This window comes from Priestia sp. ABM2_011 (assembly GCF_056158845.1).
The window spans coordinates 3,511,479-3,537,028 of record NZ_JBSWUB010000001.1 but is presented as its reverse complement, the minus strand read 5'-3'; the positions used below and the strand labels follow the sequence as shown (position 1 = coordinate 3,537,028).

Genomic DNA, 25,550 nt, shown 5'->3' with positions numbered 1-25,550 from the left:
GTTTATAGACATTAGATTGAAGAAGGTGAAGTTTTGAAAAAAGAATTTTATCAGGGAGATAGTTTTTGGAGCGATGATAGTGAATATAAGCGTATAGATTATCCGATAAATGATGAAATCATAAAGCAAGCTGAAGTTATTTTAGGTGTTAAGTTACCTAGTTCATTATTGGATTTACTGAAAATAAGAAATGGTGGGGGATTAAACTACCCATACTTTATGTTACCTGATGGAGATACAGAAAGTATTCCTTACGGGCAAAGAGCAAGGATTAGCGATATTGATCCTATACACTTTGAAAAGGAAGATATAAGCATCTTATCTTCCAAAGAACTATTAGAAGAAGTCAAACTCACCGGTGAATTTGTGGTTTTGTGGACGGATTTTCACTATTGGGTCGTGTTGGATTATCGTAATAGATCACAAGACCCTACTGTTATGTATATCGCAGAAAACTTCTCAGCTTCAACACACGATACTACAGAATGGGAGTATATCAAAATAGCAGATACTTTCGATGATTTTCTAAAGCAATTATTTCGTGTACCCGCCCTAGATCCAAAACAATTAAAAAGTAGTTATAGCCGCAAAGAATGATTAAGCTAAACAAGCTTTTTAGAAACTACATTTTTTACTATAATCCTATTTTCATTGGTTAAATATATATTGTTTAACCTTTACAGTATATAATGTGGTATATCATTTACTTTTAATGTAATTCATGGAGGGAATTTTGTATAAATTAAAGTGCATTCCATTTTTTGTGTTTATTATTTTGTTCCTGCAAGGCTGCGAAGACTCATTAAATAAAAAAAGTAGTCGTGAACAAGAAGAAACTACCTTAATAGAAGATATAGAGAAAGAGGAAGAGGCCATGACAACCGTCTATGATAAAGCTAAATGGCATTATGAAGGAGATTTCCCGAGTAACTTGAGTGAAAAGCAGGCATTCGTTCATACTGGAATGTATCTCGGTTGGATTATTGAAGAAAACTTATATAGCAAAGAATTTGAAGAAGAGGCTGCGCAAGAAATTATAGAGTTTAAACAAAAGAACATGACCGGAACTGAAATATATATGGAATGGGATGGCGTCTTTGCCAGTGATATGCTGAATGCGGAAGGAAAGGCCTTTACAACAGATTACTTTGATTTCGATAAAGGTACTTATTTAGATGATTATGAAGCTATATTTCCTCATATAAAATCCCTTTATGAGGTAGAAGATACGTGGAATAATTATGAGGCGATTAATACAAAGATTAATGAGCGTTTTGATACTTGGAAGCATACAAAGGAAGAAAATAAAGGTGATAAGTTATTTACGGTTGATTCATATATTGGTTCATTAAAGAAAACACTTAAACAAAATGAAGATAAGTTAATTAACAATATCGAAAAAATACATACTTTTCATTATTATAAGGACATTGACTTACTGAACTTTGAAATCTTCATTCAGCCATTTGATTTGTCTATTAGGATGTTTTCTATGGACAATGAAGCGAATGAAGTTTTCTATGAAGGAAACAATCGTGCCATTTTTTCAGGTAGTTATGAGCTACTTGAAGAGTTTGAATACTATGAGCTAGCCGACGAGCATTCAGATGAGTTTTGGGATTTTTATGAACAAAATGAAGAAGAAATATCTGCTGCTGAGAAAGAACTGATTTCAAAATGGTTTATCACTTGTTGGAATAAAGCTGGCGATAATGGAATAAATCTGCCTGTTTATCTAGATTTTCATGATGATATAGAATCTTTTGATTTAAAGAAGAACGAATGGATTGATAGCGAAGACAAATGGTCTGACGAAAATAGCAACTAAATTCATTGTACACGTAAAAAGAAGCCAAACAATCGTAGTGGCTTCTTTTTAATATCAATACTCACATTCTAAAAAACAAAAAATTATATGTTCGCAAAAGTATAGCTTTTTAGACAACATTGTACTTCCCAAGCATCTAACGTAACGAATAAATTACGTGTAGTTGGCCCTTGGTAGCATACACGTGCCTTATAGTCTTTTTATTCTCCAGGTCCTATCAGTTGTTCACCTTGATAAAGTTCATATACGTACGGGTTATCAGGCTTGTGAATGGACTCAATCCGTTGAACCTGAATATAGGGGACATTTTCTCCGTTGTACGTAGTTTTTTGTATGATTCCTTTTATATGAACCCAAGTATCTTTTTTCAATGCTGAGGCATTTTCTAGGGTAGATAATAAGCCATATACAGATGCATCTGCTGCACAACAAGATATTCCAAAACGAGCAACAACAAATTGATTATCTTTAAATCCTTTTTCATGGTATACAAAGCCACTGACTTCGATTTTTTTTCCAACAAACTGATCTGTATTGTTTTCAATAATATTCATGACTGGAATATAATCCGTATCATTTATAGAAATTTTCGGTTTTTTGAGTAGCTTCTTTTCAAGTAATTCATGAAAACCTTTAGGTGCTACTTTAGCAGCAATACTATTTTGGTGTCTTGTTGGAACATTCTTTGGTGTTTCCTCTGAATTTCCAAACAGGAAATCATTCGTATCCTTTTCCAATTCTGAATTAGTGGCTGTCAATGTTTTTCATCATCTTCCGGCTTGTTGTGGAGTATCAGGCGTATTCGCAACTGAGAAAGCTTAACCCTCTTCTTACTGCAACCGAACTATCAAGTGTGTGATTTGAAAATAAAAAGCCCGTCATAATAGGCAATAGAAATAAAGAGTAAATCAACGCTGTTCGAATTTTTCCTTTTTCCGTATGATCATGACCACATTCACAAGATAAATCCTTATTGATACTACTTCGCCAAATTTGTATAATACCTAACAAAAAAAAGGTACCAGAAGAAAACAATATAAAAGGCATCATTTTAGGCGCAATAAATTGAATAATTTTACCTGTTAATATGAGTTTAAACATAAGGAGGGAAAAACCAATTAGCAATATCCCCCTTATATAGATGACAAATTGCTGGTCAATTTTCTTCATACCACTTCTCCTATCTACTAACTATCCCATAAGTCATGACAATAACGTATACACACTCACAGTAATGATAAGAATCAGACTAAATGCAAAACGTTTTTTAAAAAAAGACTAATAGCAGAATGGTGTTTTTAAAATCCATCATAGGACCATATAGTAGAAAGGCAAGAAGAGCTGTAGGTGAAAATGTATGAGAAAAAGATGAAGCAACAAAAGCATCTGCTTCTGAACAAAGTGACAGTACATAAGCAAATCCCATCATAACGGCAGAAGACATAAATTCATTACTTGCAAGGTTTGTTAATAATTGTCTATCTAAAAAGGTTTGAAATAGACTTGCCACAAGCGCCCCGAATAATAAATATTTACCCATATCGAAAAATTCATCACTAGCATGATACAACGTTTGCTTTAACTTATTACCTACTTTTGCGTCCTCATGTTCATGAACGTGTACATGTCGTAGCTGATTCGAATTTTTAAAAAAGAAATAAACGGATAGACCAATTAATAGACAAGCAACAACAGCTAGTCCCATACGGCTGTAGACGATGGATGTATTTGATTGAAAGGCATAAAAAGTAGCAGCAAAGACAACGGGATTTAAAATGGGGGCCCCCACTAGAATGACAATACCGATATGAAGAGGCATTCCTTTTTTTAATAACCGCCTTATAACTGGAATAATGGCACATTCACAAACAGGTAAAAGAACACTTACTAGAACAGCTGGTAAAAGAGCTATATACGGATTTTTTGGAATTAGACGTTGAATGAATTCTTCTGAGACAAATACTTGAATCAGGGCAGATGCAAATACTCCGATTAAAATGAAGGGTATAGCCTCAAGTACAATGCTTAAAAAAATGGAGTTTACATTTAATAGAGATGCTGGGATAGCTAAATCGTGCGTATTTATATCGACAAAGAAAAAACAATAACCAAAAAGCACTAGTAACAGCACACCTATTAGGTCTTTACTTAACTGTGATAGAGTTGTCATAATCTATCATTTCACCTCCAATTACTAAAACTATATGATAGAGTTTAAACACATTATGCAGCTAATAAGAAAGAGTTAATATAAAAAATATTTAAAAGATAAAAACCTCAAAAACAATAATTATCCCTTCAACAAAACGTAATGTTTACGATTTGTTGTATATTATGTAAAAAGCATAAGGTATAGAACTGAGAAATACAGATACGTTTAGTTTTGCAATTTCTTATCTTATTGTTGAAAATCAGTACTAGAATACTGTAAATTTTAGTACTTACTTGTACGTAATAAAATTTACAGTATTTTAATAATCATATTGTTATAAAATATATAAGTTGGTAAAATAAAGAAAAATGATTGGTGGTATTTGGATATTAATGAGTATCAAAGAGAAGGTATTAATGAAATTTGCAGAGAAGAAATTGAATAAGTTACAGATTAATCTTGTACATTTCATTCCAGGAAGAATTAGACTTCGTTCAACTGTTTGGAAAGATAATAGTAGGCTAGTTGAATTAATTATTTTAAATTTGAAATCTCAACCCCTTGTCTATGACGCTAGTATTTACACCAGATACCGGGAGTTTACTTATTACATATAAAGCTTCCCACATGACAAATAACAAAGAAATTGAAGAGTGGTTTCACCTTATTGAACAAATATATCAAAAAGAATATAAATCTTAAGGAAAGGAAGGAATGAGCATGCTTCCCACTGTAATAGGTTTAGGTGCTTCCTTTATTGCCCCGAAAATTATGTCTCAATTCCGTGATCAAAAAATAAAAGTAATACATGCCATGCCAGGGCGCCTGCGCATACAATGCGACAGTTGGAAGCATCGTATTATTGCAAAGACTTTAACGGAAGAGGTAAAGAAACACCCTCTTATTCTAACATCGAAGGCTTCAGAACTAACCGGAAGTTTAGTGCTTCAATTTGTTGTCCCGCATATTAACCAAGAAGAGCTAGACGAACTCATGAGCTATATTGTACAAATCGCATCTAATGCCATCTTAAACAAAGATGCGACATTAATGAATGGTATGACTAACACACTTAGATTTGTAGATAAAGGAATTAAAAAGCAAACCAACGGTTTTGCTGACTTTGATAGTTTATTTGTTCTCTTTTTATTAGGAAAAGGAATTCAGACGTTTGGAAGTGCGCCTGCTTTTTCTGCAAGTTTACTTTATTGGTCATACAATATCATTAAGGAGAAGGGGGAAAAGAATAGGTGATGATGTTTGGGGTAAAGGTAGCTCATTCTCTTCCTGGTAGGACCCGATTTTATATACCTAAACAGTTAGAAATAAGCCGTATTGAAACTTGGCTACGCTCTTTTCCAGGAGTGTATTCTGCAAGCTATAAACAAGTAACCGGAAGCCTACTTGTTTACCATCAAATTAACCTTTCTTTGAACAATCTAAAGTCTTTTATCTAGGAAATATAGACATACAATCAGTCAAGTAACATCTTCGTGGAAGAAATTTGTCCCTGTTATAGCTTGTGGAACTACATTTTTAATTAACTGGTACTTACAACGTTCTTCATATTCTCCTATAGTAAAGGTAGTTTCTTATTGGATTAGCACCCTTACTGCTATTAGTACTTCCTATGAGGTCATTAAAGACGGTGTTGTTCATGTCCTAAAAGAGCGAAAAGGGAATGCTAATACATTAACAGCTGCCTCTATATTTGCTTCTTTATATATGAAGAATCCAGGATCGGCTTTAATTATCACTTTGATGTCTACTATTAGTGAGCTATTAACAGACTATACGTCTGAACAAACCAAGCATTATATTCACTCAGTTCTAAAATTAGATGTCTCATATGCCTGGAGAGTAAAAGAAAAGGGCCTTGAAGAAAAGGTTTTAGTCGAGGATATTCAAGTTGGTGATAAGGTTGTCAGTTTTTACTGGAGAAAAGATCCCCGTGGATGGAATCATAATAGAGGGGAACGGTACAGCAGATGAAGTCTTCAATTACTGGGGAGTATATGCCGCGAGAGGTAAGTGGTGGAGATAATGTGTACGCTGGAAGTGTTTTGCAAAGTGGACATGTTACTGTAACAGTTGAAAAAGTAGGAGAAGATACATCCCTCTCTAAAATTGTGAAACTGTTGGAGGAAGCACAAGATAAACGCGCTCCTATTCAAAATATAGCCGATACAGTAGCTGAAAAAATGGTTCCTGTTTCTTTTGGTTTGGCACTTCTTACATTTTTCTTCACTCGAAACCTTAACAGAGCGATGAGTATGTTAGTTATTGATTTTATTTGTGGAATTAAATTATCAACGGCCACAGCTTTATACGCATCCATTGGACGTGCTGCAAAAGAAGGGGCTATTGTTAAAGGCAGTGATCATATTGAAAAGATGTCTAAACTAAATACAGTTATTCTTGATAAAACCGGAACTATTACAGAAGGAACGCCTGTGGTTCAGCAAGTAATTGCTGCTGAAGGCTTTAATCAAGAAGATGTCATTCGTTTAGCTGCGGCAGTTGAGAAAAATTCTACCCACCCTATTGCTGATGCAATTATGAAGCAAGCGAAAGATTGGAATATTTCAATTCCTACTAGAGACAATAATGCTCAGGTAGAAACAACGGTAGGAAAAGGAATTTCCACTTGGCTAAATGGTAAAAAAGTTGTTGTTGGAAGTTTACGTTTTATGAATGAATTAAAGATTAAAACAACTAACTTTACTTCAACACATGCAAAACGACGAAAATGTAATTTATGTAGCCTATGATCAAACACTTGTAGGAGTAGTCAGCATTTTTGACAAAATACGTTCTGGTATGCATCGCGCAGTGAAAAATCTTCGACATCAAGGTATTAACGACATTATTATGCTCACAGGAGACAAGAGAACGGTTGCGAGAGAAATGGCGCGTCGCTTAAAACTGAACTGGTATCATGCAGAGGCTTTGCCAGAAGATAAAGCCTTTTATGTAAAAAGGTATGGGAGAACAGGGGCTGTCATGATGGTAGGTGATGGCATCAATGATGCTCCAGCTCTAGCTCATGCCCATGTAGGTGTAACGATGGGGGCTAAACGAACAGACATTGCTTCAGAAGCCAGTGACGTTATTATTACGTCTGATAACCCAGAAATGCTTTCTGAGTTAGTTGGACTATCTAAAAAGACCATGAACATTATTAAACAAAACTTTATTGCCACGTTTGCTATTAATGGTATTGCAATTTTATTTGGTGCTTTAGGTATCTTCTCTCCAATTGTGGGAGCAGCTATTCATAATGCGGCCACGATTGGTGTAGTAATAAATAGTGCAAGAATTTTATGGGTAGGGAGGGAAACCAATGAATCCCAAATTCTACGTTCTGCATGATATACCAGGTCGTATTCGATTTCATATCCCAGCATTGAGAGATAAGAAAAATCATGTGGAAATAGAGCATATGTTTTCTGCTTTAAAAGGTATAACGAGTGTGAGAATAGAACCCACTCATTCAAACCATGCTTATTTACTATGATGTCTCACAACTTTCTCGCAATACCATTTTTCGTTATGTATCTATCTTTTTTCAGCAAACGCGTTTAGATCCATTAGATGATATTATGATTCAAATGGATCCTGCCACACGAAATGATTGGCTACGTACATTGTTTTCCGGGGGATTACTTCTACTGGCAGGTATTCGAAAAGCATCTTTTTATAAACCAGATGCACTCGTATATGGAGCAGTAGTTGCGACAGGCTATACGGTCTTATCCCACGGTACGAGCAATAAAATGAGGCACCCAGATATTTTAACTGGAATTGTTACGATGTTATCTCTAGGGCCCTCAAATATGCTCTATGTAGCGATGATTACATGGATTGTGAATGTATTGGAATTGTTACATGAAAAGCAGAAAGTGCAATCACAAAAGCTATCTACAATTACGTAAGATATTCATTCATACCTTTTGTATGAATTGATATAAAAAACTTAGGATTATGGGGGAGTTTTATAATGATTAATCGCGATTTTCTAATGGGATTTGTATCAGGAACAGTGGTAGGCGCAGTAGGCTACCGTTTATATGAACAAAACGGTGGGACAATTACAACGCCTTGGTCCAACCTAAACAAAGTTTATGGTAGCCAACAACAAGCAATATACATCTTATCAACCTTCTATGGAAGAGCTTCAAGCACAGAAAGAGCGTCTAGAAGATATGATTGCTGAGCTACAAGTAAAATAATGATAAAAAGAGTGAGAGATAGTTCCAGGCTACCTCTCATTCTTTTTATCTTCATAATGAGGGGCTCAGTTTAAATAATTAAAAGCTTATTTACCTTAGGTTAAAAAGTTTCCTGTAGGTAAACTATTGTATATACATTATATTCCACAATTTGCAAAGGATTATCAATAATTGTAGAGGGAAATGTTCTAATTTTACAAATGAGCAGAAGGAGTAATTTACTTTTTATTTAAACAGCGTTAAAAAGTTACAAATAAAACTCTTGACTTTACCTCTATAATTTTTGAAGAAAATTGCACGTACCGACCGTAAAAGTATACATTTACGGACTTTTCTTTTATGTAATAAATCTATCATTTTTATTGTTCGTTTAAGTCAAAAAACAAATTGCGAACGTGCACTTGAATTCAATAACTTTTACGAACGTTTTTTTGCAGAATAAGAGAGATCTTTACAGAGTAAACGTAAAAATGAAATTTATAGTGCCAAAATGAGAGTGCCATGTAAATAATAAAAAAATTCATACCTATTATAGGTATGAACCTTTTTAAAATATAATTAGTTTCCAATAGATATTTTTTATAATAGAACCAATCCAGCTACTAATAAAACAGCACCAAGCATAATACGGAACCCTGAAGAAGAGACCGAATCGTTACTATATCCGATGCTACTGCTAAAAAAGCTAAAGTTTTCTTAGTCTTTCCTTTTGTGTTTTTATCTTTTACAACTATTAAAATTCCTGAGATTAATAGATACAAACCAATTAATAAAACTAATATAGGTATGAAAATCCTTTCCACCTGCTTTTATGTATTATAGTGTATTTATTTTCTATGCTTTTTATAATTTAACTTAACCTTCCGATAAACCATATTTCGTCGCAGTTCTCATATTCATATTCAGCATCAATCGGTTTATAGCCTTTAACGCTTAATCCTTCAGGTATGTTTATCTTCCACTTATTTTCAAGATTTTGGGTTTGGTGTAAACGTATAAACGGTGTTTCATCTATCTCTGTACTAAAAAAACCTTCATAGAAGCTATCCATCCCTTTTTTAGTAAATAAAATTAGGATAACAGAATCGTCCAAATCAGATGAATTAAAGCTAAAAAATATGCGATATTCCTTTTGCGTTTCCGTTCGTATGTCAAGAAGATATTGTATTTTATTAACAATCTTCTGTACAAAATATCTTTTTACGTTAATTGGAACATTCTTTGAATGGGTAAAAAACATACTAAAAGGAATATGAAGAGAGGTATATCCTTTATAATTTGGATCTTTATTATTCTGTACAGGTAGAGAATCAATTTGTTCATTAAGATATTTTGAAAAAGTACTAAGCCTTCTTCCTAAGCCTCTTACTTTCTTTTTTGAATAACAATTCTGGTTCCATTGATTCATGTATTGATTTTCCTCCAATTAATCTTTTTCTCAGTGTCCATGTTAAATTTATAAACTCTGTCTATAACATTACCAACATTACCTAGACAGACTTAATTTTATATTAATTTTTGTATATTCACATATTTTTTTAGTAAATATTCACCTTAAAATCCAAAAAAAGTTTTTTGATTCCGATAATCAAACTTATGGTAACTAAACTAGAAAAGAAAAAGCCTGTATCTTCTTAGATACAGGCTTTTTCTCAACTCTGTTGTTTAAGTAGAAAAAAGTACTTACTCTTAAATTCAAGGTTACTTTCCTTATTTAGATATGGAGATGTGAAAGTTACTGTTTGTTCATTTCCCCATTGTGCATCATGAGCTCCTAAAACATTTAAATCGCTCATACCCGTATTTCGTGTCATAACATGAAGAGGTTCTTGATTTATTCGTTTTTTCACCAAAGGGAATTCCAGTTTGTTTATAAAAATCATAGTAATGATTAGTTTCTCCAAGACTCCAATTAGAATAGCCAATAATAAGTTTTTGGGTAGACTTAGGGGAACTAAGATCAGTAATAGTCAACTTTATTAGTATAAAAGAACGTGAACCACCCAACGATTGCTATAGGTACAATAAAGAATGGCCCAATTACACCCCAGAAGACTTTACACTCCCTTGTTTTGCTAATGGTTATAAGGACTATGTATAAATAGATAAAGTGAAGGACAAATATCAGAAAATAGATCGAAACCCTTGAAGAGAAAACGTATAGGCTCTTTAGTGCTAAAAGATAAAAGAATAGATCTATAGAAAGAAGGATGATAGCTAACATTTTTAGTATACTCTTATTACTTGTTATACTTCATTGACTACGAACCCTCCTCCTTTTAATTTAGAAATGTTAAATATCGCTGCTATTAATATCAAGTGAGTAGCTACGAGGTATATAATTTTGGACTTTTCCAGGTGAGTTAAATAGATCACTCTTACTGAATATCGTAAATCCAACCTCTTCCACATCCACAAATGTATCGACTTTATCTATATCGACATTTTTAAATTCTATAGGTTTATTCCATTGTCTCAAAGGAATTAAATCCTGCTCTACAATACCTTCTCCGTAGAAAATGAATATACTCAGCCCATTATGAACTAATTCTTCTGCTAATCCACTAACATGGCTCAATTTTTCTTCAGAATCAACTTTAATAATAGCACCATCTAATGAATGCTCATAAAAAGGAATTTTATTTTTAATCAATGTTTCTTTTCCATGTCCAGAGAGCATTGAGTCTAAAACAAAAAAAACAGGCAAACCAAACATTTTTCGAACTAAAGAGATGATCAGATCATGATTAATGTCCCTAATCCCTACAGTAATAGATACAAATTTATCTTCTGGAAAGTCAAAACTATCAATTATACTTTGGTCTGAATATTGCACAAAATATTCTTTTTTCAACTTCTAGCTCCTTTAGTATTTAATCCTTTTAAACCCTTACTTTTACGTTATACAACCATTGACCCTTTTAATGTACCAATAAACTCTTTGTAAGTGATAGCAATAATCGGGAAAACTTTAGAATTTTTATTGAATAAAGAACGTTTGTTCGTATATAATATACAGAACAAACGTTCTTTTATTTAAGGAGTTCTTTTAATGGATGATGGACAGCTACCAAACAGAGTCATTATTTGTATTGACATGAAATCGTTTTTTGCCTCGGTTTCCTCTGTCATACGGGGATTAGATCCGTTGAAAACAAGGCTTGCGGTGGTAGGAGATATCAAACGGTCGGGATCGGTTGTGCTAGCTGCCACACCTTTATTAAAGAAAGAAGGGATCAAAACAGGAAGTCGTCTTTTCGACATTCCTAAAAGGAAAGATATCCATGTGGTGAATCCATCCATGGAGAGATATATCAAGGCTTCGAACTATATTTCGAGTTTGGTGTTACAGTATGTGGCTCCTGAAGACTTTCATGCGTATAGCATTGATGAGTTATTTATTGATGCGACAGCTTCGTTGCATTTATTCGCTCAAACACCAGAAGAACTGGCCCATAAAATCATCAACGAGATTTATCGCAAGACACGGCTGACAGCTACCGCAGGTATCGGTCCGAATCTCTTACTGGCGAAGGTGAGCTTAGATCATGAAGCCAAGAACAGCCCAACAGGAGTTGCCTATTGGCGATATGAGGATATTCCCTTTAAGTTGTGGTCCATTCATCCGATGAAGGATTTCTGGGGGATCTCGTCTGCTACGGAAAGGCGCTTAAATCGTTTGGGCATTCACTCCATAAAGGAACTCGCTCTTTCTTCAAAAGAGATGTTACAAAAGGAATTTGGCATACTAGGCGAAGAGTTGCACCAACATGCGAATGGCATTGATTACAGTCGCATTTCTGATGTGTACATTCCTAGTTCTCGTTCCTTTGGAAAGAGTCAGATTCTATTTCGCGATTATACAAACCGAAAAGAAGTGGAGTTATTGCTGTTAGAGCTATTGGACGACGTTTGCTTTCGCTTACGCATGCATCAAGTGGTGGCTCAAACGATCCATTTATCCATTGGCTACAGCAAACAAACAGGTGGAGGCTTCTCCAGACAAAAGAAAATGGGGAGAGCTTCGAACTTAAGCCAGGATATCTTTCCGTATTGTTTAACCATTTTACATACGTTTGATAGTGGCATGCCGATTCGCTCCATTGGCATTTCCTTATCGAACACAAGCATTCAAGAAGAGGAGCAAATGAGCTTATTTGAGGACATTGACCAGCGTGAAAGAGCCTATGCTCTTGCCAAAACGATTGATGACATTCGGCTGCGTTATGGAAAGAATAGTGTACTACGTGCGTCTAGTCACCTTCCTCATTCAACAGCTCGTTATCGAAACGGCCTTATAGGTGGCCATAAAGCTTAAGGAGGAAAAAGATATGGAATCTAGAGGAATGAAAAAATGGCGTCCATTCGCCACTATGCCAGAGCAATACATAGGATTAAAGGAAATGATAAATAAGCAAGCAGAAGTAGCTCAACCTGTTTTAACAGAAGAGCAAATGGAACAGATTAATTTCACTTTGATTGAAGCGCTTACATACAAATAAACAAGTGTACCTTACCTATTATAAGAAGGGCCAATGTATAACAGAGACAGGATTCATTCAGTTTGTTGATTCTCTAGGAGACTGTATTTATTTTCATTGATGACGTATTTGAGTTAAACGAATAAAATGAGGTTAAGCGAGCTCATCGATGTTCGTTTCATGTAGTAGAAAATAATAAAACAGTTTATTTACATAAGATTTCCATACATAATTAGTATAAGCTTAAAAAGTACAGGATCATTTTCATAGATTCATTTAGTAATGTTATATAAGGGGGCTTTTAAAATGAAGCAGGTTTGGCATGAATTTGAACAGTGGTTGAGAATAAATCGGCCAGAAGCAGTAGGAACACTTAACGAAGCAGCTGCTGAATCAGAAATTGCAGCGGTTGAACAAAAGATGGGACTAACCTTCCCCCAAAACCTTAAAGACTGGTTAATGATACATAATGGACAGAGCGATGAGTATATAGGAGTTATTGAAAATTATACTCTATTACCTCTAGAGGAGATTCTGTATACGTGGCAAACCTTAAAAGAGCTTTTAGATGGAGGAGAATTTGAAGATTTTCCAGAAGTAGAACCTGTTGGACCAGTGAAAAAAGAATTGTGGTGGAACCCGCGTTGGATTTCGATTGCCACGAATGGAGGAGGAGACGATATTTGTATAGACTTGGATCCTGATGAAGGAGGAAAAGTCGGCCAAATTATCACCTTTTGGCACGATTGGGAACAGCGTGAAGTAATAGCAGATAGCTTAGAAGAATGGGTGATGGCTACGATAAATCATACAGATCATTAAAGGGGAGAAGCAAATGACAAAGCCGGATATAGAGAGAATCTATAAAATTCTTAAAGCACTTCCAGGTACGTCAGTGAAAGTAGAATTTGAAGATGAAGTGGGAGAAATTCTTTCTACTCCTTATTATATCTATCTTAAAAGCGAGTTTTTAGATGGACAATTAGGCTATAGAGAAGGTCTAGAAGCAAATTCCCTTATAGGAAATCAAGAAGGAGATTGGCAAGAAAGCTGGTTTGTCATAGGGTATGATGAAGAAATCGGCGGTGACCCGCTTTTTATTGATATAGCGAATGAAGATTATCCAGTTTTTACAGCTGAACATGGTATGGGTGAATGGGACGCTTTAGAAATATATGATTCTCTAGAAGAGTTTGTAGAAGATGTTACTTAATTATGGGTTAATTAAATACTTACCGAAAAGGCCGTTACTCCAAAAGAGTAACAGCCTTTTTTTCATTAGCAGTCATCAAATTTTCAAATTGACTTAGTACTTCTATACCTAATTCTGTAATCTCTGTTCCTTGTTTTCTCTTTCCGACTTTAATACACTTAACCTTATTTAACGTAGCTAACCGACGTCTCAATTGTGAATCAGAAAGGAAATAAGGGAGCATTTCTTGCATAACTCCTCTTCCTATATTTAAGCCCTGTTTTTTAAAAACCTTTAGTATTTTTAGTATAGATTTATAATCTTCTGTGAACCTTCCATTTTTTAAAAAGAGAAGAGCTTCTTCAATCTCCGAAAATGAATCATTTGCTAAATTAGAAGGCCTTTGTGATGACAAAATTTGATCTGGCAGGTGATTTTTAGTTACTGTATTACCTTCGACGATAACTATTAAATAGCGAATGAAATTTTCGAGCTCACGTATATTGCCTGGCCAATTATAATTTATTAAAAAATCTTTAACAATTGAATCAAATGTTAACCTTTTTTTATTTAGCTTAAAGAAGAAATCTATTAATATAAATAAATCTTCTTTTCTTTCTCGAAGTGGCGGGATGTTTAGTGGTAAGACGTTGAACCGAAAATATAAATCTTCTCGAAACGTACCTTCCTTAATCATTTCCTGTAAGTTTTTATTGGTTGCAGCAATTACTCGTACATTAATTGGTATAACTTTATGACCGCCTACACGCATTACCTGTCGTTCCTGAAGGACTCGCAAAAGGGATGCTTGAATATTTAAAGAAGCGTCTCCAATTTCGTCCATAAAAATAGTTCCATTATGAGCTAATTCAAACAATCCCATTTTGCCTTCTTTTTTAGCGCCTGTAAATGCTCCACCCTCATAACCAAACAATTCACTTTCGATTAAAGTCTCGGTTAACCCTGCAAAATTTACTGCTACAAACGGTCCATCTTTCCTTTCAGAATCATTATGTATGGCTTGGGCAAAGACTTCTTTTCCTGTCCCATTCTCTCCAGTGATCAAAACTGTATAGTCACTTTGAGCTAAACGATTTGCTTTCTGTTTGGCGGATACAATTAAATGGCTGTTTCCAATAATATTATCAAATGAGTATTTAGTTATTAGACCCAGTTCTGTACTTTTCCGTCTAATTTCTTGTTCCATTCTTTGAACTCTCGTAACATCTTGAAACGTAATGACCAGTCCTGTAAATTTTTGATTAAAGGTTAATGGGACTTTAGACACTAGCATCGATCGGTTATTTATTTGAAATATGCTATCTAGTTGTTCTTTCTGCTTATTTAAATTTTCACTAATCTGAAAATTAGGTATAACCTCATTGTAATGCTTTCCAATATAGTTTATAGAAGGGAGTTGTAGAATTCGATGAGCATCTTCATTAATTAATGTAATGAATCCTTTTTCATCTAGCCCTACAATTCCTTCGTGGACTGCATTTAAAACAGATTCTAATTTCTGCGTTAACTCTTTCTCATTCTGAATAGATAATGATAAATTCCTTCCCATTTTCACAAAATCCCTAAAGAATTCTGCTGTATAAAAATGAGCATTTTCTAAAGATAGATTTAAAAGACGAGCAATATCGAGCATAGTTGTTAGATCGATAGGTCGGTTCTCTAAATCAATAATTTTTTTTATATGACTAGGAACTAACTCAACTTGTCCAAGTGTAATTGCCAGCTCGATGTTGTGAGTCTCTTTGGCATTTGTAACTCCTGGCACATAAGGAATTAATGTTAAATGACCAAAACCAAACGCATGCAGAAGGTCAATAGAATCTCTAACATTCTGTATATAATTAGTAACCAATAAAATTTTTGTTTGAGGAGCCAAATCTAGAAGTTGCTCTAGCTTCGCAATTCGGATAGATCGTCTAGCAAGCATAACAGGAATGCTCGGTTTCAGGACTTTAATAGTATCTTCAAGCACTGGGCTTGATAATACAACCAAATCTGCTTTATTGATCATCTCCTTATTTAATTGTAGAGATTCATAACATGTCTCAATACGAATTTTCGATCCAAAAAACATCCTTAGATTTTCCTCAAATGTTTTGCATACTTTTTTACTGATAGTCACCAGAAGTATAGTAGGTTTTTTCATTATTTTCTCCTTACCCCACGGTTGCATTTTGCTCTTATTCTATCAGATTTTAAATGGAATTAAAAAGGACCCCATTTTATTAATACACCAATCGTTAAAAAGATAGCAGCCAATACAGCCCAGATAACAGTTAAAGGAATCATAAATCTCAGCCATTTACCATATGAGATACCACTAGTAGCCAATATAGCCATTAAAACCCCTGATGTTGGATTAATACAGTTTACTACTCCCTCACCAAACAAAACGGACTGTACGGCTACTTGACGGGTAATGTGTAACAAATCTGCAAGCGGTACTAGTATTGGCATTAACATCGTTGATTCACCAGAGCCAGATGAAATTAAAAAGTGAATAGCGGCACTACCTATGAACATACCTAACGTTCCAGTAACTGGAGAAAGGGGCGCTAAAAGAGTTGAAAGGCCATGAACAATTGTATCTAAAAGTTGGCCTTGCTCAAGCAAAATAATGACTGCGCGTGCCATTCCTACAATTAAAGCTCCATATACAAGTTTTTGACATCCATCCATGAATGTTTTAGCAATATCATTAACTTTCATACGAGAAATAATCCCTGCACCTATAGCAATAAAAATAAACAAGCCTGCCATCTCGTTTTCAGTCCATTTAAAGATAAGTGTGCAGATAATGAATGCTAATAGAGAACCTCCTGAAAATAATAAAACAATTTTGTGTTGCAATGTTAATTTCTCTGTTTTTATTTCGTTCTCGTTTATACCTAAAGAATTAGGAAAACGGTCTAAACCCAAAATACTTTGGCTAATATCCTTCTTGATTTTACGTGCATACCAATAGATATAACATATGGTACACAATAGAAAAGTTAGATAAATCACAATACGAAAACTCATCCCAGATAACAAAGGAAGCTCCGCAATTCGTTGGGATAACCCTAAGGTTTGTGGACTTATTAATGAAACATTCCATCCTGCATACGTACCAAGATAGATAAGAGATACGCCAAAAATGGCATCTGATTTTAATTTACGCGCAATCATTACTCCTATTGGAATAAAAGCTATAACAGAATTAACAATGATCCCTGTGGTGCCTAGTATAGAAAACATTAAACAAATAGGAATGATAAGAAGAAGAACTCTTCCTTTACATAAATTTATAACATTACGAATAAATGTATCAATGGCTCCGGTTTTATCAATAACAGCTAGTGCGCCACCTGTAAATAAAATAAGGAAAATTAGGGGCGCTCCAGCTACCATTCCAGCTTGAATAGCTGTAAAAATCTCAAGGAAATTAACAGGAGTGGACTTAACCAAGTGATAGCTTCCAGGAACGGTCATGGTAATGTCACCTTTTTTTACTCGATCAAATACTCCAGATGGAACAAGGTACGTAGCAATAGTGCAGAAGATTAAAATATAAAATAAAAGGACATAGGCGTCAGGTTTAAATAACTTACGTTTAATAGGTTTATGGACTGTTTTTTCAGCTGTAGATTGCATAAATATAAATCCCCCTTCAATTTAACTTGTACACAGTTCAGAAAAATGCTCGCTCCTCTCTAATGATTTTAATTATTCAGAATTTTAAACCCCTGAAAATTTTTGTTACTTTACACACTTACAATAAATGCAAAAAGCATGCCAAATACTTAAACCCCTAAATTAAGCCTTTAAAGTATTTTACATTAAAAGAATAGAATTTATAGGATCGTTTATAGGTTATTAACCAAACAAAAAACATCCTATAAAAAGAAAGTAAATTAAAAATATACAAATTTACTAAGAAAACAAAGTTGGCAAGGTTCTTGCATTGGTATTAATTGAGGCCGCGTACGGCTCACCAAACAGATATTGTAGAGCTCAGAGGAGGAATTATATTGGGTAAGTTGTTAACACCGCAAACTATTCATAGTTATTTAGAAGAACATGAACAAGCTATGCTAGATGATTTAATTAAATTTGTAAAAAAAGAATCGCCTTCACGTAATAAAAAGTTAGTAGACGAATGTGGTGCATATTTAACTGACCTGTTCCAATACCGATTAGATGTGGAACACTATGAAGTAATAAAAGAAGATAAAGTGGGAAATCACATGAAGTTTACAATAGGAAAAGGAGAACAACAAATTTTAATTATAGGACATTTTGATACGGTTTGGGAGAAAGGTAGACTTAAACTTAAAAAAGAAGGAAACAAGTTGTTTGGCCCTGGAATCTTGGATATGAAAGGGGGAATTATTCAATCTCTATGGGCAATAAAAGCAATTCAAGAATTGCAGCTTCCTCTTAATAAAAAAATTGTTTTTCTTTGCAACTCCGATGAAGAAATTGGTTCGATTGCCTCTAAAAAATATATTGAAGAGGAAGCTAAAAAAAGTGAAGCCGTGCTCGTTGCTGAGCCTGCTGTGGCTGGTTCAGGAGCCTTAAAGACTTCTCGTAAAGGGGCAGGGATTTTCAACTTAAAAATATGGGGACGTGCAGCTCATGCCGGTAATCATCATGAAGACGGTGTAAATGCGATTGAAGAATTAGCTAAACAAGTAATAGTACTACAAAGATTAACTGACTATCAAAAAGGGACAACTGTTAATGTGGGAACAATTACTGGAGGAAGTGGAATAAACGTGGTTCCCGAATACGCAGAAGCAAATATTGATTTGCGTGTCTCGACAGAAGAAGAGGCAAAAAGAGTGACGGACATCATTTTAAACTTAAAACCACTTTCAAAAGGAATCAAACTTGAAGTAACTGGCGGGATGAATCGACCTCCTATGGTCAAAACTGAACAAACAAAGGAACTATTCGAATGCGCTCAATCTATTGCTAACGAATTAGATATAGCGTTAACAGAGGAAGCTGTTGGAGGGGGCAGTGATGGAAATTTCACCGCCGCGATAGGTACTCCTACACTGGATGGTTTAGGTGCTTGTGGTAAAGGAATTCATGCTGCGCATGAACATATACAAATTGATAAGCTAGCTGAACGTTCATCTTTATTGGCTAATTTATTGTTGAAAATATAAGGATTACACTACAATTTAATCATTTTAGCCAAACGGAAAAACAGTACGCCGGGCGTGAAAATGAAAAAGTTCAGTTACAATTAAAAACTCTATGAGCGCAGCAGTAGTATATAAAGACGCACTATTCTTTAGTAAACAAAGAATAGTTGAATAAACACATGTGCTGCTTAAATAAATATGCTGTAAAAAAGCACTCACAAGAGTGCTTTTTACTTTGCCTTAAGAAATGATTTTACAAACAATCATGATACATATGGGTATTTCTACACTCGCTGTGCACAAAAAACTGGAAAAAATTCTCTTCGTTCATTTATAATAATAGAGAACTATGTCGAATCCTAAATATTGGAGAGATTACTATATGAGAAGAATACTTCCTTTTATAATTTTTACCATTTACTGCATTCCATATGTTTATCTATCTATACGAAAAGATTTTGAAGATGATTCAAAAATAAACTATATAATCATGGCCATGGTTACAGTCGTACTATCTTATCTAAGCGGGCTGATTAGAGCAGATTTGTCACTTATTTTAGGAAATATCGTTTCTTTTAGTACTTCATATTTTTATAACGCGTTAAGACTTCCTGATCCAAAATGGGAAAAATACTTTTCGCCTGTTACTTCGGTTGAGCAAATCGTACTCATAAGCCTTGCGGCGCTTGTACTGCAGATGATTGTTTATACAGTTGCTAGAAAGCGAGCGAAGAGATACATTCGTAACGCTATGGTTTCAAAATAGCAAAAAAGAGAGTTAGTCATTTGATGGGCCAGACTCTTCAGATGACTAGCTGAAAGAAGGGGTAAAAAGAAATTCATTCTGTATGAGAAGATAAAGTGATTAAAAACATTGAAAAAAATGCTCTTGCAGTCAAACGAGGAGGGAAGAATAGCAGCGTTATGAGGCGTGTGCTTATCTGCTTTAAAAAGGATACAAATCAATTAGATAAGTTAGTTATACAACTCCCAAATATGTAAACGCAAACAAAAAGTTGTGTATTTCTCTTCCTACTTTAATTATACCACATAAAAAAATGCCGATATAGACTGTTTATTCTCATTTACTGCTGGTAAAATCAATAAAACATTACCGGTTAGGAGAGATGTTGAATGAACTCTTTAGTTCTTAGCTTTCAAGAAATAAAAGATACACAGCTTTCACTTGTTGGAGGAAAAGCTTTAAATTTAGGCGCGTTATCAAAAATTCAAGGAATACAAGTACCGGAAGGATTTTGCGTGACAGCGGCCGGGTATCAAAAAGCTCTTGAACAAAATGAAACATTTCAAGCGTTACTGAACCAGCTGACGATGCTAAATGCTGATGATCGAGATCAAATTGGTGAAATCAGCGAAAAAATTCGCCAAACCATTATGGAAATAAAAATTCCTTCTGACGTTGTAAAAGCAGTTATTCATTCTCTCTCTCAGTTTGGGGAAGAGCATGCTTATGCAGTTCGTTCAAGTGCGACAGCTGAAGATCTGCCACATGCTTCTTTTGCTGGTCAGCATGACACCTATTTAAATCTCAGAGGCAAAGAAGCCATCCTTGAGCACATTAGCAAATGCTGGGCTTCCCTGTTTACAAATCGCGCGGTAACCTACCGTATAAAAAATGGATTTGACCATAGTCAAGTGCACGCATCGGTTATTGTTCAACGAATGGTTTTCCCGCAGGCTTCAGGTATTTTGTTTACCGCTGACCCAGTCACTTCTAATCGAAAGCTGCTATCCATTGATGCAGGATTTGGACTTGGAGAAGCGCTGGTATCTGGTTTGGTATCCGCCGATTGCTATAAAGTACAAGAAGGAGAAATCGTCGATAAAAAAATAGCAGCTAAAAAGGTAGCTATCTACGGATTAAAAGAAGGTGGAACAGAAACCAAGGAAGTTCCTTCTGATCTGCAAAAAAATCAAGCGCTCACTGACTCTCAAATTTTACAATTAGAACGCGTTGGAAGACAGCTTGAAGCTTATTTTGATTGTCCTCAAGATATTGAATGGTGCTTGGCTGATGATACATTTTATATTGTCCAAAGTCGTCCAATCACTACTTTATATCCAATTCCAGAAGCAGCTGATCAAGAAAATCACGTGTATGTATCTGTTGGACACCAACAAATGATGACCGATGCCATGAAACCACTGGGATTGTCTTTTTTTCTGTTAACGACTAATGCACCGATGCGTACAGCCGGTGGAAGGCTGTTTGTTGATGTCACCCCTATGCTGGCTTCACCTGACAGCAGAAAAATGATGTTAGGTGCCATGGGACAGCATGATCCGCTCATGAAAGACGCACTTACAAGCATAATAGAGCGAGGAGATTTCATAAAATTTTTATCTAATGATCAAAGTTCCGGTAAAAGCAATAAAAGCGTGCCGCCTACTAAGCCTAAGGTACAAATCGAAAACGACTTTACGATCGTTTTTGACTTGATCAAGAAGAATCAAGCATCAATAAAAGAGCTAAAACAAACCATCCAAACGAAGTCAGGGTCGGAATTAGTCGATTTTATTTCAGAAGATATCGGGACATTAAAGAAGAATTTATTTGATCCACAAAGTACAGCTGTGTTTATGGCCGCTATGGATGCTTCATCATGGATTAATGAAAAAATGGAGACATGGTTAGGTGAAAAAAACGCAGCAGACGCGCTTTCTCAATCTGTACCAAACAATATTACTTCAGAAATGGGTCTGGCGCTATTGGATGTCGCAGATGTAATTCGTCCTTATCCAGAAGTTATTCATTATTTAAAACATGTAAAAGATGATAACTTTTTGGAGAACCTGGTTAAGTTAGAAGGCGGACAGGAAACCAAAGACGCTATCTATGATTATCTCAGCAAATACGGAATGCGATGTCCCGGCGAAATCGATATTACGAAAACTCGGTGGAGCGAAAAGCCAGCTGCACTTATCCCTGTGATTCTTGGTAATATTAAAAACTTTGAGGCTAACGCCAGCAAACAAAAATTTGAAAAAGGTTTGCAGGAAGCCTTAAAAAAAGAGAAAGAGCTATTAAGTAGATTAAAGCAATTGCCCGATGGCGAACAAAAAGCAAAAGAAACAAAAGAAAGAATTGATCTCCTCCGAAATTTTATCGGTTATCGTGAATATCCCAAATACGGGATGATTAACCGTTATTTTGTTTATAAGCAGGCTCTCCTGAAAGAAGCCGCTCTGCTAGTAAAAGCCCGCGTTATTGATGAACTAGAAGATATATACTATTTGACATTTGAAGAACTTCAAGAAGTTGTGCGCACACATAAACTGGATTACCAAATCATCAGTAAACGAAAAGAAGAGTACAAATTATATGAAAAGCTAACACCTCCGCGTGTGATTACGTCTCAAGGTGAAATTATTACAGGTGCGTATAAACGAGAAAACCTTCCGTCCCAAGCAATTGTAGGTTTACCGGTTTCTTCCGGAGTGATAGAAGGGCGAGCGCGCGTCATTTTAAACATGGAAAAAGCTAATCTATCAGATGGAGATATATTAGTCACTTCCTTTACTGACCCTAGCTGGACCCCGTTATTCGTAGGGATAAAGGGGCTTGTTACGGAAGTTGGGGGACTGATGACTCACGGCGCAGTCATTGCCCGCGAATACGGATTGCCCGCGGTTGTCGGAGTAGAGAATGCTACTCGGCTAATAAAAGACGGTCAGCGAATTCGCGTACATGGAACAGAAGGGTATATTGAAATACTGTAAAAGCCAAAAATATTTGCACTATTTTATCTAATTAATAGATGAAGATTTGTCTAGATTTCTTTGCGCATCTTCAGTTCATACAAAAAGGCAGGCCACAATGGCCTGCCTTTTTTATATTGGTAACAAAGTAGATTGAAACGTCAAATGCTGACTTTTTTCGTAGCTGTCTGCTGCACATGCTCCATAAACAGCTTAAACAAGTTCAGCATTGAATTATGTTCTTTTGCCATCATTTCTGGATGCCACTGGACGCCGACTACAAATTGATTTCCTTGTTTTTCAATGGCTTCAATGACTCCGTCTTTTGCCCATGCGGAAACTTCAAAGCCTGGAGCTACGTCTTTAATCGCTTGATGGTGAAATGAATTAATAAGAGCTTGATTACCGTAAAGGTCATGTAGGCGTGTTCCGTCTTTAATCATGATGGAATGAGAAGGGTCGCTTGTATTGTTGTATTGATCATGTTTGATAAATGACTCTTTAATGTCTGACATGTCTTGATAAAGCGTGCCGCCGTAAGCAACGTTTAAAATTTGTAAACCGCGGCAAATCGCTAATACGGGCTTTCCTTGATCAATCACATGCTTTAACAATAGATGTTCAGACTGATCTCGTGCTAAAAAAGGTGAACCTGTTTTGGTTGTCGGTTCTTCACCGTATAAAAGGGGATTGACGTCTTGTCCACCTGATAAAATCAACCCGTCTATACTTTCTGCCTGCGCTTTAATCATTTCTTCATCTTCTAGTACTGGCAAGATAAAAGGAACTCCGCCGCTTAGCGCTGTTGATTCGATATAGTCGTTATTCACATACGCTCGCTTATAGCCTGGAAAGCGTCCTCCTTGATCCACAATAATGCTTCCTGATATACCAATTAAAAATCCCACTGTTGTTTTCTCCTTTTTTGTTAAATTACCATTTCTTAAGATGTTTTTTCTTTTTTACTGCGTTGATAAAGTGTTTTCAATCGCTTGCTTTATAAGAAATAAATGGTTCTTTTATTCAACTATTATACATATATACCATATTTATTTAATAGAAAATGGTATAATAGCCTCTGTGTGTCAAAAATACTAATTGCCAAAGGTAGAAGGTAGTGCTACAATTGTTCACATTCCTACTATTCTTCTTATTATAGTCGGATTAAAATTTTATACAAGGAAATAGGAGTGATTTTAGTGAAAAGGACTTATTTACTTTTCATCTCTCTTTTAACCATTGTCCTCATGGTAGCAGGGTGCAGTGGTAACGCAAGTAAAAATACTTCAAGTGAAAAAGAAGGAAAAGAAGGCGGAACGCTAAACGTCGCGTCTCAAAGTGAGCCAGCAACGCTAGATGCTCAAATCACTGGGGACTCAGATGTGAAAGATGCAACGCGCAGTATCTATGAAGGGTTAATGATTTTAGACGACAAAGGAAATCCTAAGCCTGACTTAGCGTCTAAAGTAGATATTAGCGATGATAAAAAAACATACACGTTCCAATTAAGAAATGGGGTTAAATTCCATAACGGTAAAGAAATGACTGCAGATGACGTTGTCGCTTCTATTAACCGCTGGATTAAGCTATCATCCCTTGGAAAAACAAACTTCTCTGGTGCTGAAATGACAAAAACCGGTGATTATACGGTAGAGCTTCATTTACCATCACCAAATGTTAACACGCTATCTTTATTAGCTGATCCAATCCCCGCAGCAGCTATTTTACCAAAAGAAGTGGTTGACAATGCATCTGATGAAGGGATCAAAGACTACATAGGAACAGGTCCATATAAAGTAAAAGAGTGGAAGAAAAATCAATATCTTTTATTAGAAAAATTTAAAGATTATTCTTCGAAAGGCCGCGAAGTTAAGAAAACTCCCCACGTCGATGAAATTAAGATTAGTTTCGTAAGCGATGAGTCAACTAGGATTTCTGGTATTACAACCGGACAATTTGACGTTGCGCTATCTGTGTCAAGCGATAATGCCAAACAAGTTGAAGGCAGTCAAAATGCAAAAGTAGAAACATCACCAGGCGGATTTATGGGACTTTTCTACAACGCAGATAAAGGCGTCTTTAAAGACATCCATGCGCGAAAAGCAGTTAACGCAGCTCTTAACTCAAAAGATATCTTAGACAGTTCTTACGGAAGCTCAGATTATTACAAGCTTTCTTCATCCATTGTGAACAAAGAGTATCCAAACTACTACAGTACAGCTGGAAAAGAAGAATATAACCAGCATGATAAGAAAAAAGCAAAAGAATATTTGAAGAAATCTGGTTATAACGGAGAAGAAATTCGCTTAATGGCGTCTCGTGATTACCAAGATCAATACAATACAGCTGTTGTGGTTCAACAAGAATTAAAAGACATTGGTATGAATGTAAAATTAGAAGTATACGACTGGGCGACATTCAGCGATAAAATGAGTGATACAAACCAATGGGACATCTATCCTGTTGACTGGAATGCTCGTTCTACCATCTTCCAAGGATTCTGGACGACAAAAGGTACATCAGTTGAAAAATCAATGGACTACTTAAACAAAATTAAAGCTGCTCCTTCTGTTAAAGAAGCTCGCGGTGACATTGATGCCATCCAGCAATACGTATGGGACGAGCTTCCGTTCACGCTTATTGGTCATAAAGTGAACATCAATGCCGTTTCTAACAATTCAAAAGGCTATGAGTATAATTTAGGTCCAATTTTCTACAATATGAGTTTAACAAAATAATATCTTATTATTCTAATAAACAGAGGGCTTACGCTCTCTGTTTTAGAAAGG

22 protein-coding genes and 1 pseudogene are annotated in these 25,550 nt (G+C 35.4%); 15 read left to right on the top strand and 8 right to left on the bottom strand.

Going from position 1 to position 25,550, the window contains the following annotated elements:
- The first annotated feature begins 33 nt into the window (after positions 1–33).
- The gene (locus tag ACXAE4_RS18870; RefSeq protein WP_099000563.1) at positions 34–597 is read left to right on the top strand and encodes an SMI1/KNR4 family protein; all 564 of its coding nucleotides are present in this window, start codon (positions 34–36) and stop codon (positions 595–597) included.
- Between the two features lie 277 nt (positions 598–874).
- A pseudogene (locus tag ACXAE4_RS18865) lies at positions 875–1,297 on the top strand (DUF7832 domain-containing protein); the annotation flags it as partial.
- A gap of 731 nt (positions 1,298–2,028) precedes the next feature.
- Here the strand turns inward: ACXAE4_RS18865 and ACXAE4_RS18860 are convergent.
- The 3 genes from ACXAE4_RS18860 to ACXAE4_RS18850 form a co-directional block, all read right to left on the bottom strand.
- Entirely contained in the window at positions 2,029–2,586 is a 558-nt protein-coding gene (locus tag ACXAE4_RS18860; protein ID WP_475236627.1) for a TIGR03943 family putative permease subunit, read from the bottom strand.
- Between the two features lie 34 nt (positions 2,587–2,620).
- The gene (locus ACXAE4_RS18855) at positions 2,621–2,998 is read right to left on the bottom strand and encodes a DUF1980 domain-containing protein (protein WP_475236626.1); all 378 of its coding nucleotides are present in this window, start codon (positions 2,996–2,998) and stop codon (positions 2,621–2,623) included.
- 97 nt (positions 2,999–3,095) lie between these two features.
- Complete coding sequence (locus tag ACXAE4_RS18850) at positions 3,096–3,998, bottom strand: permease (protein ID WP_475236624.1); 903 nt, start codon at positions 3,996–3,998, stop codon at positions 3,096–3,098.
- 696 nt (positions 3,999–4,694) lie between these two features.
- Between ACXAE4_RS18850 and ACXAE4_RS18845 the strand changes: the two genes are divergently transcribed.
- The 5 genes from ACXAE4_RS18845 to ACXAE4_RS18825 all read left to right on the top strand — a co-directional run bounded on the left by ACXAE4_RS18845 (position 4,695) and on the right by ACXAE4_RS18825 (position 8,196).
- Positions 4,695–5,234, top strand: coding sequence for an HMA2 domain-containing protein (locus tag ACXAE4_RS18845; protein ID WP_223546509.1), 540 nt, complete (start codon positions 4,695–4,697; stop codon positions 5,232–5,234).
- Positions 5,235–5,968: 734 nt separating this feature from the next.
- Entirely contained in the window at positions 5,969–6,751 is a 783-nt protein-coding gene (locus ACXAE4_RS18840; protein WP_475236623.1) for a heavy metal translocating P-type ATPase, read from the top strand.
- A complete protein-coding gene (locus tag ACXAE4_RS18835; RefSeq protein WP_475236621.1) occupies positions 6,714–7,352 on the top strand; it encodes an HAD-IC family P-type ATPase in 639 nt (212 codons plus the stop codon). The genes ACXAE4_RS18840 and ACXAE4_RS18835 overlap by 38 nt, the downstream gene beginning before the upstream one ends.
- 128 nt (positions 7,353–7,480) lie before the next feature.
- On the top strand, positions 7,481–7,915 hold the full coding sequence (locus tag ACXAE4_RS18830; RefSeq protein WP_475236618.1) for an HMA2 domain-containing protein: 435 nt from the start codon (positions 7,481–7,483) through the stop codon (positions 7,913–7,915).
- 65 nt (positions 7,916–7,980) lie between these two features.
- Positions 7,981–8,196, top strand: coding sequence for a hypothetical protein (locus ACXAE4_RS18825; protein ID WP_475236616.1), 216 nt, complete (start codon positions 7,981–7,983; stop codon positions 8,194–8,196).
- 866 nt (positions 8,197–9,062) lie between these two features.
- Here ACXAE4_RS18825 and ACXAE4_RS18820 read toward each other — a convergent pair.
- Both ACXAE4_RS18820 and ACXAE4_RS18815 read right to left on the bottom strand, forming a co-directional pair.
- The gene (locus ACXAE4_RS18820) at positions 9,063–9,620 is read right to left on the bottom strand and encodes a DUF3916 domain-containing protein (RefSeq protein WP_028413764.1); all 558 of its coding nucleotides are present in this window, start codon (positions 9,618–9,620) and stop codon (positions 9,063–9,065) included.
- 885 nt (positions 9,621–10,505) lie between these two features.
- Entirely contained in the window at positions 10,506–11,066 is a 561-nt protein-coding gene (locus tag ACXAE4_RS18815) for a hypothetical protein (protein WP_289578858.1), read from the bottom strand.
- Between the two features lie 198 nt (positions 11,067–11,264).
- On the opposite strand from ACXAE4_RS18815, the gene ACXAE4_RS18810 reads away from it, so the two are divergent.
- The 4 genes from ACXAE4_RS18810 (at position 11,265) to ACXAE4_RS18795 (ending at position 13,906) form a co-directional block, all read left to right on the top strand.
- Complete coding sequence (locus ACXAE4_RS18810) at positions 11,265–12,530, top strand: Y-family DNA polymerase (RefSeq protein WP_475236613.1); 1,266 nt, start codon at positions 11,265–11,267, stop codon at positions 12,528–12,530.
- A gap of 13 nt (positions 12,531–12,543) precedes the next feature.
- Entirely contained in the window at positions 12,544–12,714 is a 171-nt protein-coding gene (locus ACXAE4_RS18805) for a YolD-like family protein (RefSeq protein ID WP_475236610.1), read from the top strand.
- A gap of 285 nt (positions 12,715–12,999) precedes the next feature.
- Positions 13,000–13,515, top strand: coding sequence for an SMI1/KNR4 family protein (locus ACXAE4_RS18800; protein WP_034264737.1), 516 nt, complete (start codon positions 13,000–13,002; stop codon positions 13,513–13,515).
- Between the two features lie 13 nt (positions 13,516–13,528).
- A complete protein-coding gene (locus tag ACXAE4_RS18795) occupies positions 13,529–13,906 on the top strand; it encodes an SMI1/KNR4 family protein (RefSeq protein ID WP_475236608.1) in 378 nt (125 codons plus the stop codon).
- Positions 13,907–13,940: 34 nt separating this feature from the next.
- Here the strand turns inward: ACXAE4_RS18795 and ACXAE4_RS18790 are convergent, their stop codons facing one another.
- On the bottom strand, positions 13,941–16,052 hold the full coding sequence (locus tag ACXAE4_RS18790) for a sigma-54 interaction domain-containing protein (RefSeq protein ID WP_475236606.1): 2,112 nt from the start codon (positions 16,050–16,052) through the stop codon (positions 13,941–13,943).
- Between the two features lie 59 nt (positions 16,053–16,111).
- Positions 16,112–17,539, bottom strand: a complete 1,428-nt coding sequence (locus ACXAE4_RS18785) for a YfcC family protein (RefSeq protein ID WP_098999829.1) — start codon at positions 17,537–17,539, stop codon at positions 16,112–16,114.
- Positions 17,540–17,916: 377 nt separating this feature from the next.
- Between ACXAE4_RS18785 and ACXAE4_RS18780 the strand changes: the two genes are divergently transcribed.
- The 3 genes from ACXAE4_RS18780 to ppsA all read left to right on the top strand — a co-directional run bounded on the left by ACXAE4_RS18780 (position 17,917) and on the right by ppsA (position 22,782).
- Positions 17,917–19,062 (top strand): M20 family metallopeptidase, encoded by a 1,146-nt coding sequence (locus tag ACXAE4_RS18780; protein ID WP_223546515.1) that lies wholly within the window; start codon positions 17,917–17,919, stop codon positions 19,060–19,062.
- Positions 19,063–19,423: 361 nt separating this feature from the next.
- The gene (locus tag ACXAE4_RS18775) at positions 19,424–19,807 is read left to right on the top strand and encodes a hypothetical protein (RefSeq protein ID WP_033578688.1); all 384 of its coding nucleotides are present in this window, start codon (positions 19,424–19,426) and stop codon (positions 19,805–19,807) included.
- Between the two features lie 368 nt (positions 19,808–20,175).
- A complete protein-coding gene (ppsA, locus tag ACXAE4_RS18770; protein ID WP_154989051.1) occupies positions 20,176–22,782 on the top strand; it encodes a phosphoenolpyruvate synthase in 2,607 nt (868 codons plus the stop codon).
- A 140-nt stretch (positions 22,783–22,922) separates the two neighbouring features.
- On the opposite strand, the gene ACXAE4_RS18765 is transcribed toward ppsA, so the two are convergent.
- The gene (locus tag ACXAE4_RS18765; protein WP_154989049.1) at positions 22,923–23,669 is read right to left on the bottom strand and encodes a gamma-glutamyl-gamma-aminobutyrate hydrolase family protein; all 747 of its coding nucleotides are present in this window, start codon (positions 23,667–23,669) and stop codon (positions 22,923–22,925) included.
- 291 nt (positions 23,670–23,960) lie between these two features.
- Here ACXAE4_RS18765 and ACXAE4_RS18760 point away from each other — a divergent pair, with 291 nt between their 5' ends.
- Positions 23,961–25,499: an ABC transporter substrate-binding protein gene (locus ACXAE4_RS18760; RefSeq protein ID WP_224980051.1), complete on the top strand. Its 1,539-nt coding sequence runs from the start codon at positions 23,961–23,963 to the stop codon at positions 25,497–25,499.
- Positions 25,500–25,550: the final 51 nt, after the last annotated feature.

Coding starts and splice junctions, on each gene's coding strand:
- ACXAE4_RS18835 (WP_475236621.1), top strand. CDS start 6,714: ATGCAAAACGACGAAAATGTAATTTATGTAGCCTATGATCAAACACTT.
- ACXAE4_RS18850 (WP_475236624.1), bottom strand. CDS start 3,998: ATGACAACTCTATCACAGTTAAGTAAAGACCTAATAGGTGTGCTGTTA.
- ACXAE4_RS18810 (WP_475236613.1), top strand. CDS start 11,265: ATGGATGATGGACAGCTACCAAACAGAGTCATTATTTGTATTGACATG.
- ACXAE4_RS18775 (WP_033578688.1), top strand. CDS start 19,424: ATGAGAAGAATACTTCCTTTTATAATTTTTACCATTTACTGCATTCCA.
- ACXAE4_RS18820 (WP_028413764.1), bottom strand. CDS start 9,620: ATGAATCAATGGAACCAGAATTGTTATTCAAAAAAGAAAGTAAGAGGC.
- ACXAE4_RS18785 (WP_098999829.1), bottom strand. CDS start 17,539: ATGCAATCTACAGCTGAAAAAACAGTCCATAAACCTATTAAACGTAAG.
- ACXAE4_RS18840 (WP_475236623.1), top strand. CDS start 5,969: ATGAAGTCTTCAATTACTGGGGAGTATATGCCGCGAGAGGTAAGTGGT.
- ACXAE4_RS18805 (WP_475236610.1), top strand. CDS start 12,544: ATGGAATCTAGAGGAATGAAAAAATGGCGTCCATTCGCCACTATGCCA.
- ACXAE4_RS18795 (WP_475236608.1), top strand. CDS start 13,529: ATGACAAAGCCGGATATAGAGAGAATCTATAAAATTCTTAAAGCACTT.
- ppsA (WP_154989051.1), top strand. CDS start 20,176: ATGAACTCTTTAGTTCTTAGCTTTCAAGAAATAAAAGATACACAGCTT.
- ACXAE4_RS18855 (WP_475236626.1), bottom strand. CDS start 2,998: ATGAAGAAAATTGACCAGCAATTTGTCATCTATATAAGGGGGATATTG.
- ACXAE4_RS18830 (WP_475236618.1), top strand. CDS start 7,481: ATGCTTATTTACTATGATGTCTCACAACTTTCTCGCAATACCATTTTT.
- ACXAE4_RS18790 (WP_475236606.1), bottom strand. CDS start 16,052: ATGAAAAAACCTACTATACTTCTGGTGACTATCAGTAAAAAAGTATGC.
- ACXAE4_RS18825 (WP_475236616.1), top strand. CDS start 7,981: ATGATTAATCGCGATTTTCTAATGGGATTTGTATCAGGAACAGTGGTA.
- ACXAE4_RS18845 (WP_223546509.1), top strand. CDS start 4,695: ATGAGCATGCTTCCCACTGTAATAGGTTTAGGTGCTTCCTTTATTGCC.
- ACXAE4_RS18800 (WP_034264737.1), top strand. CDS start 13,000: ATGAAGCAGGTTTGGCATGAATTTGAACAGTGGTTGAGAATAAATCGG.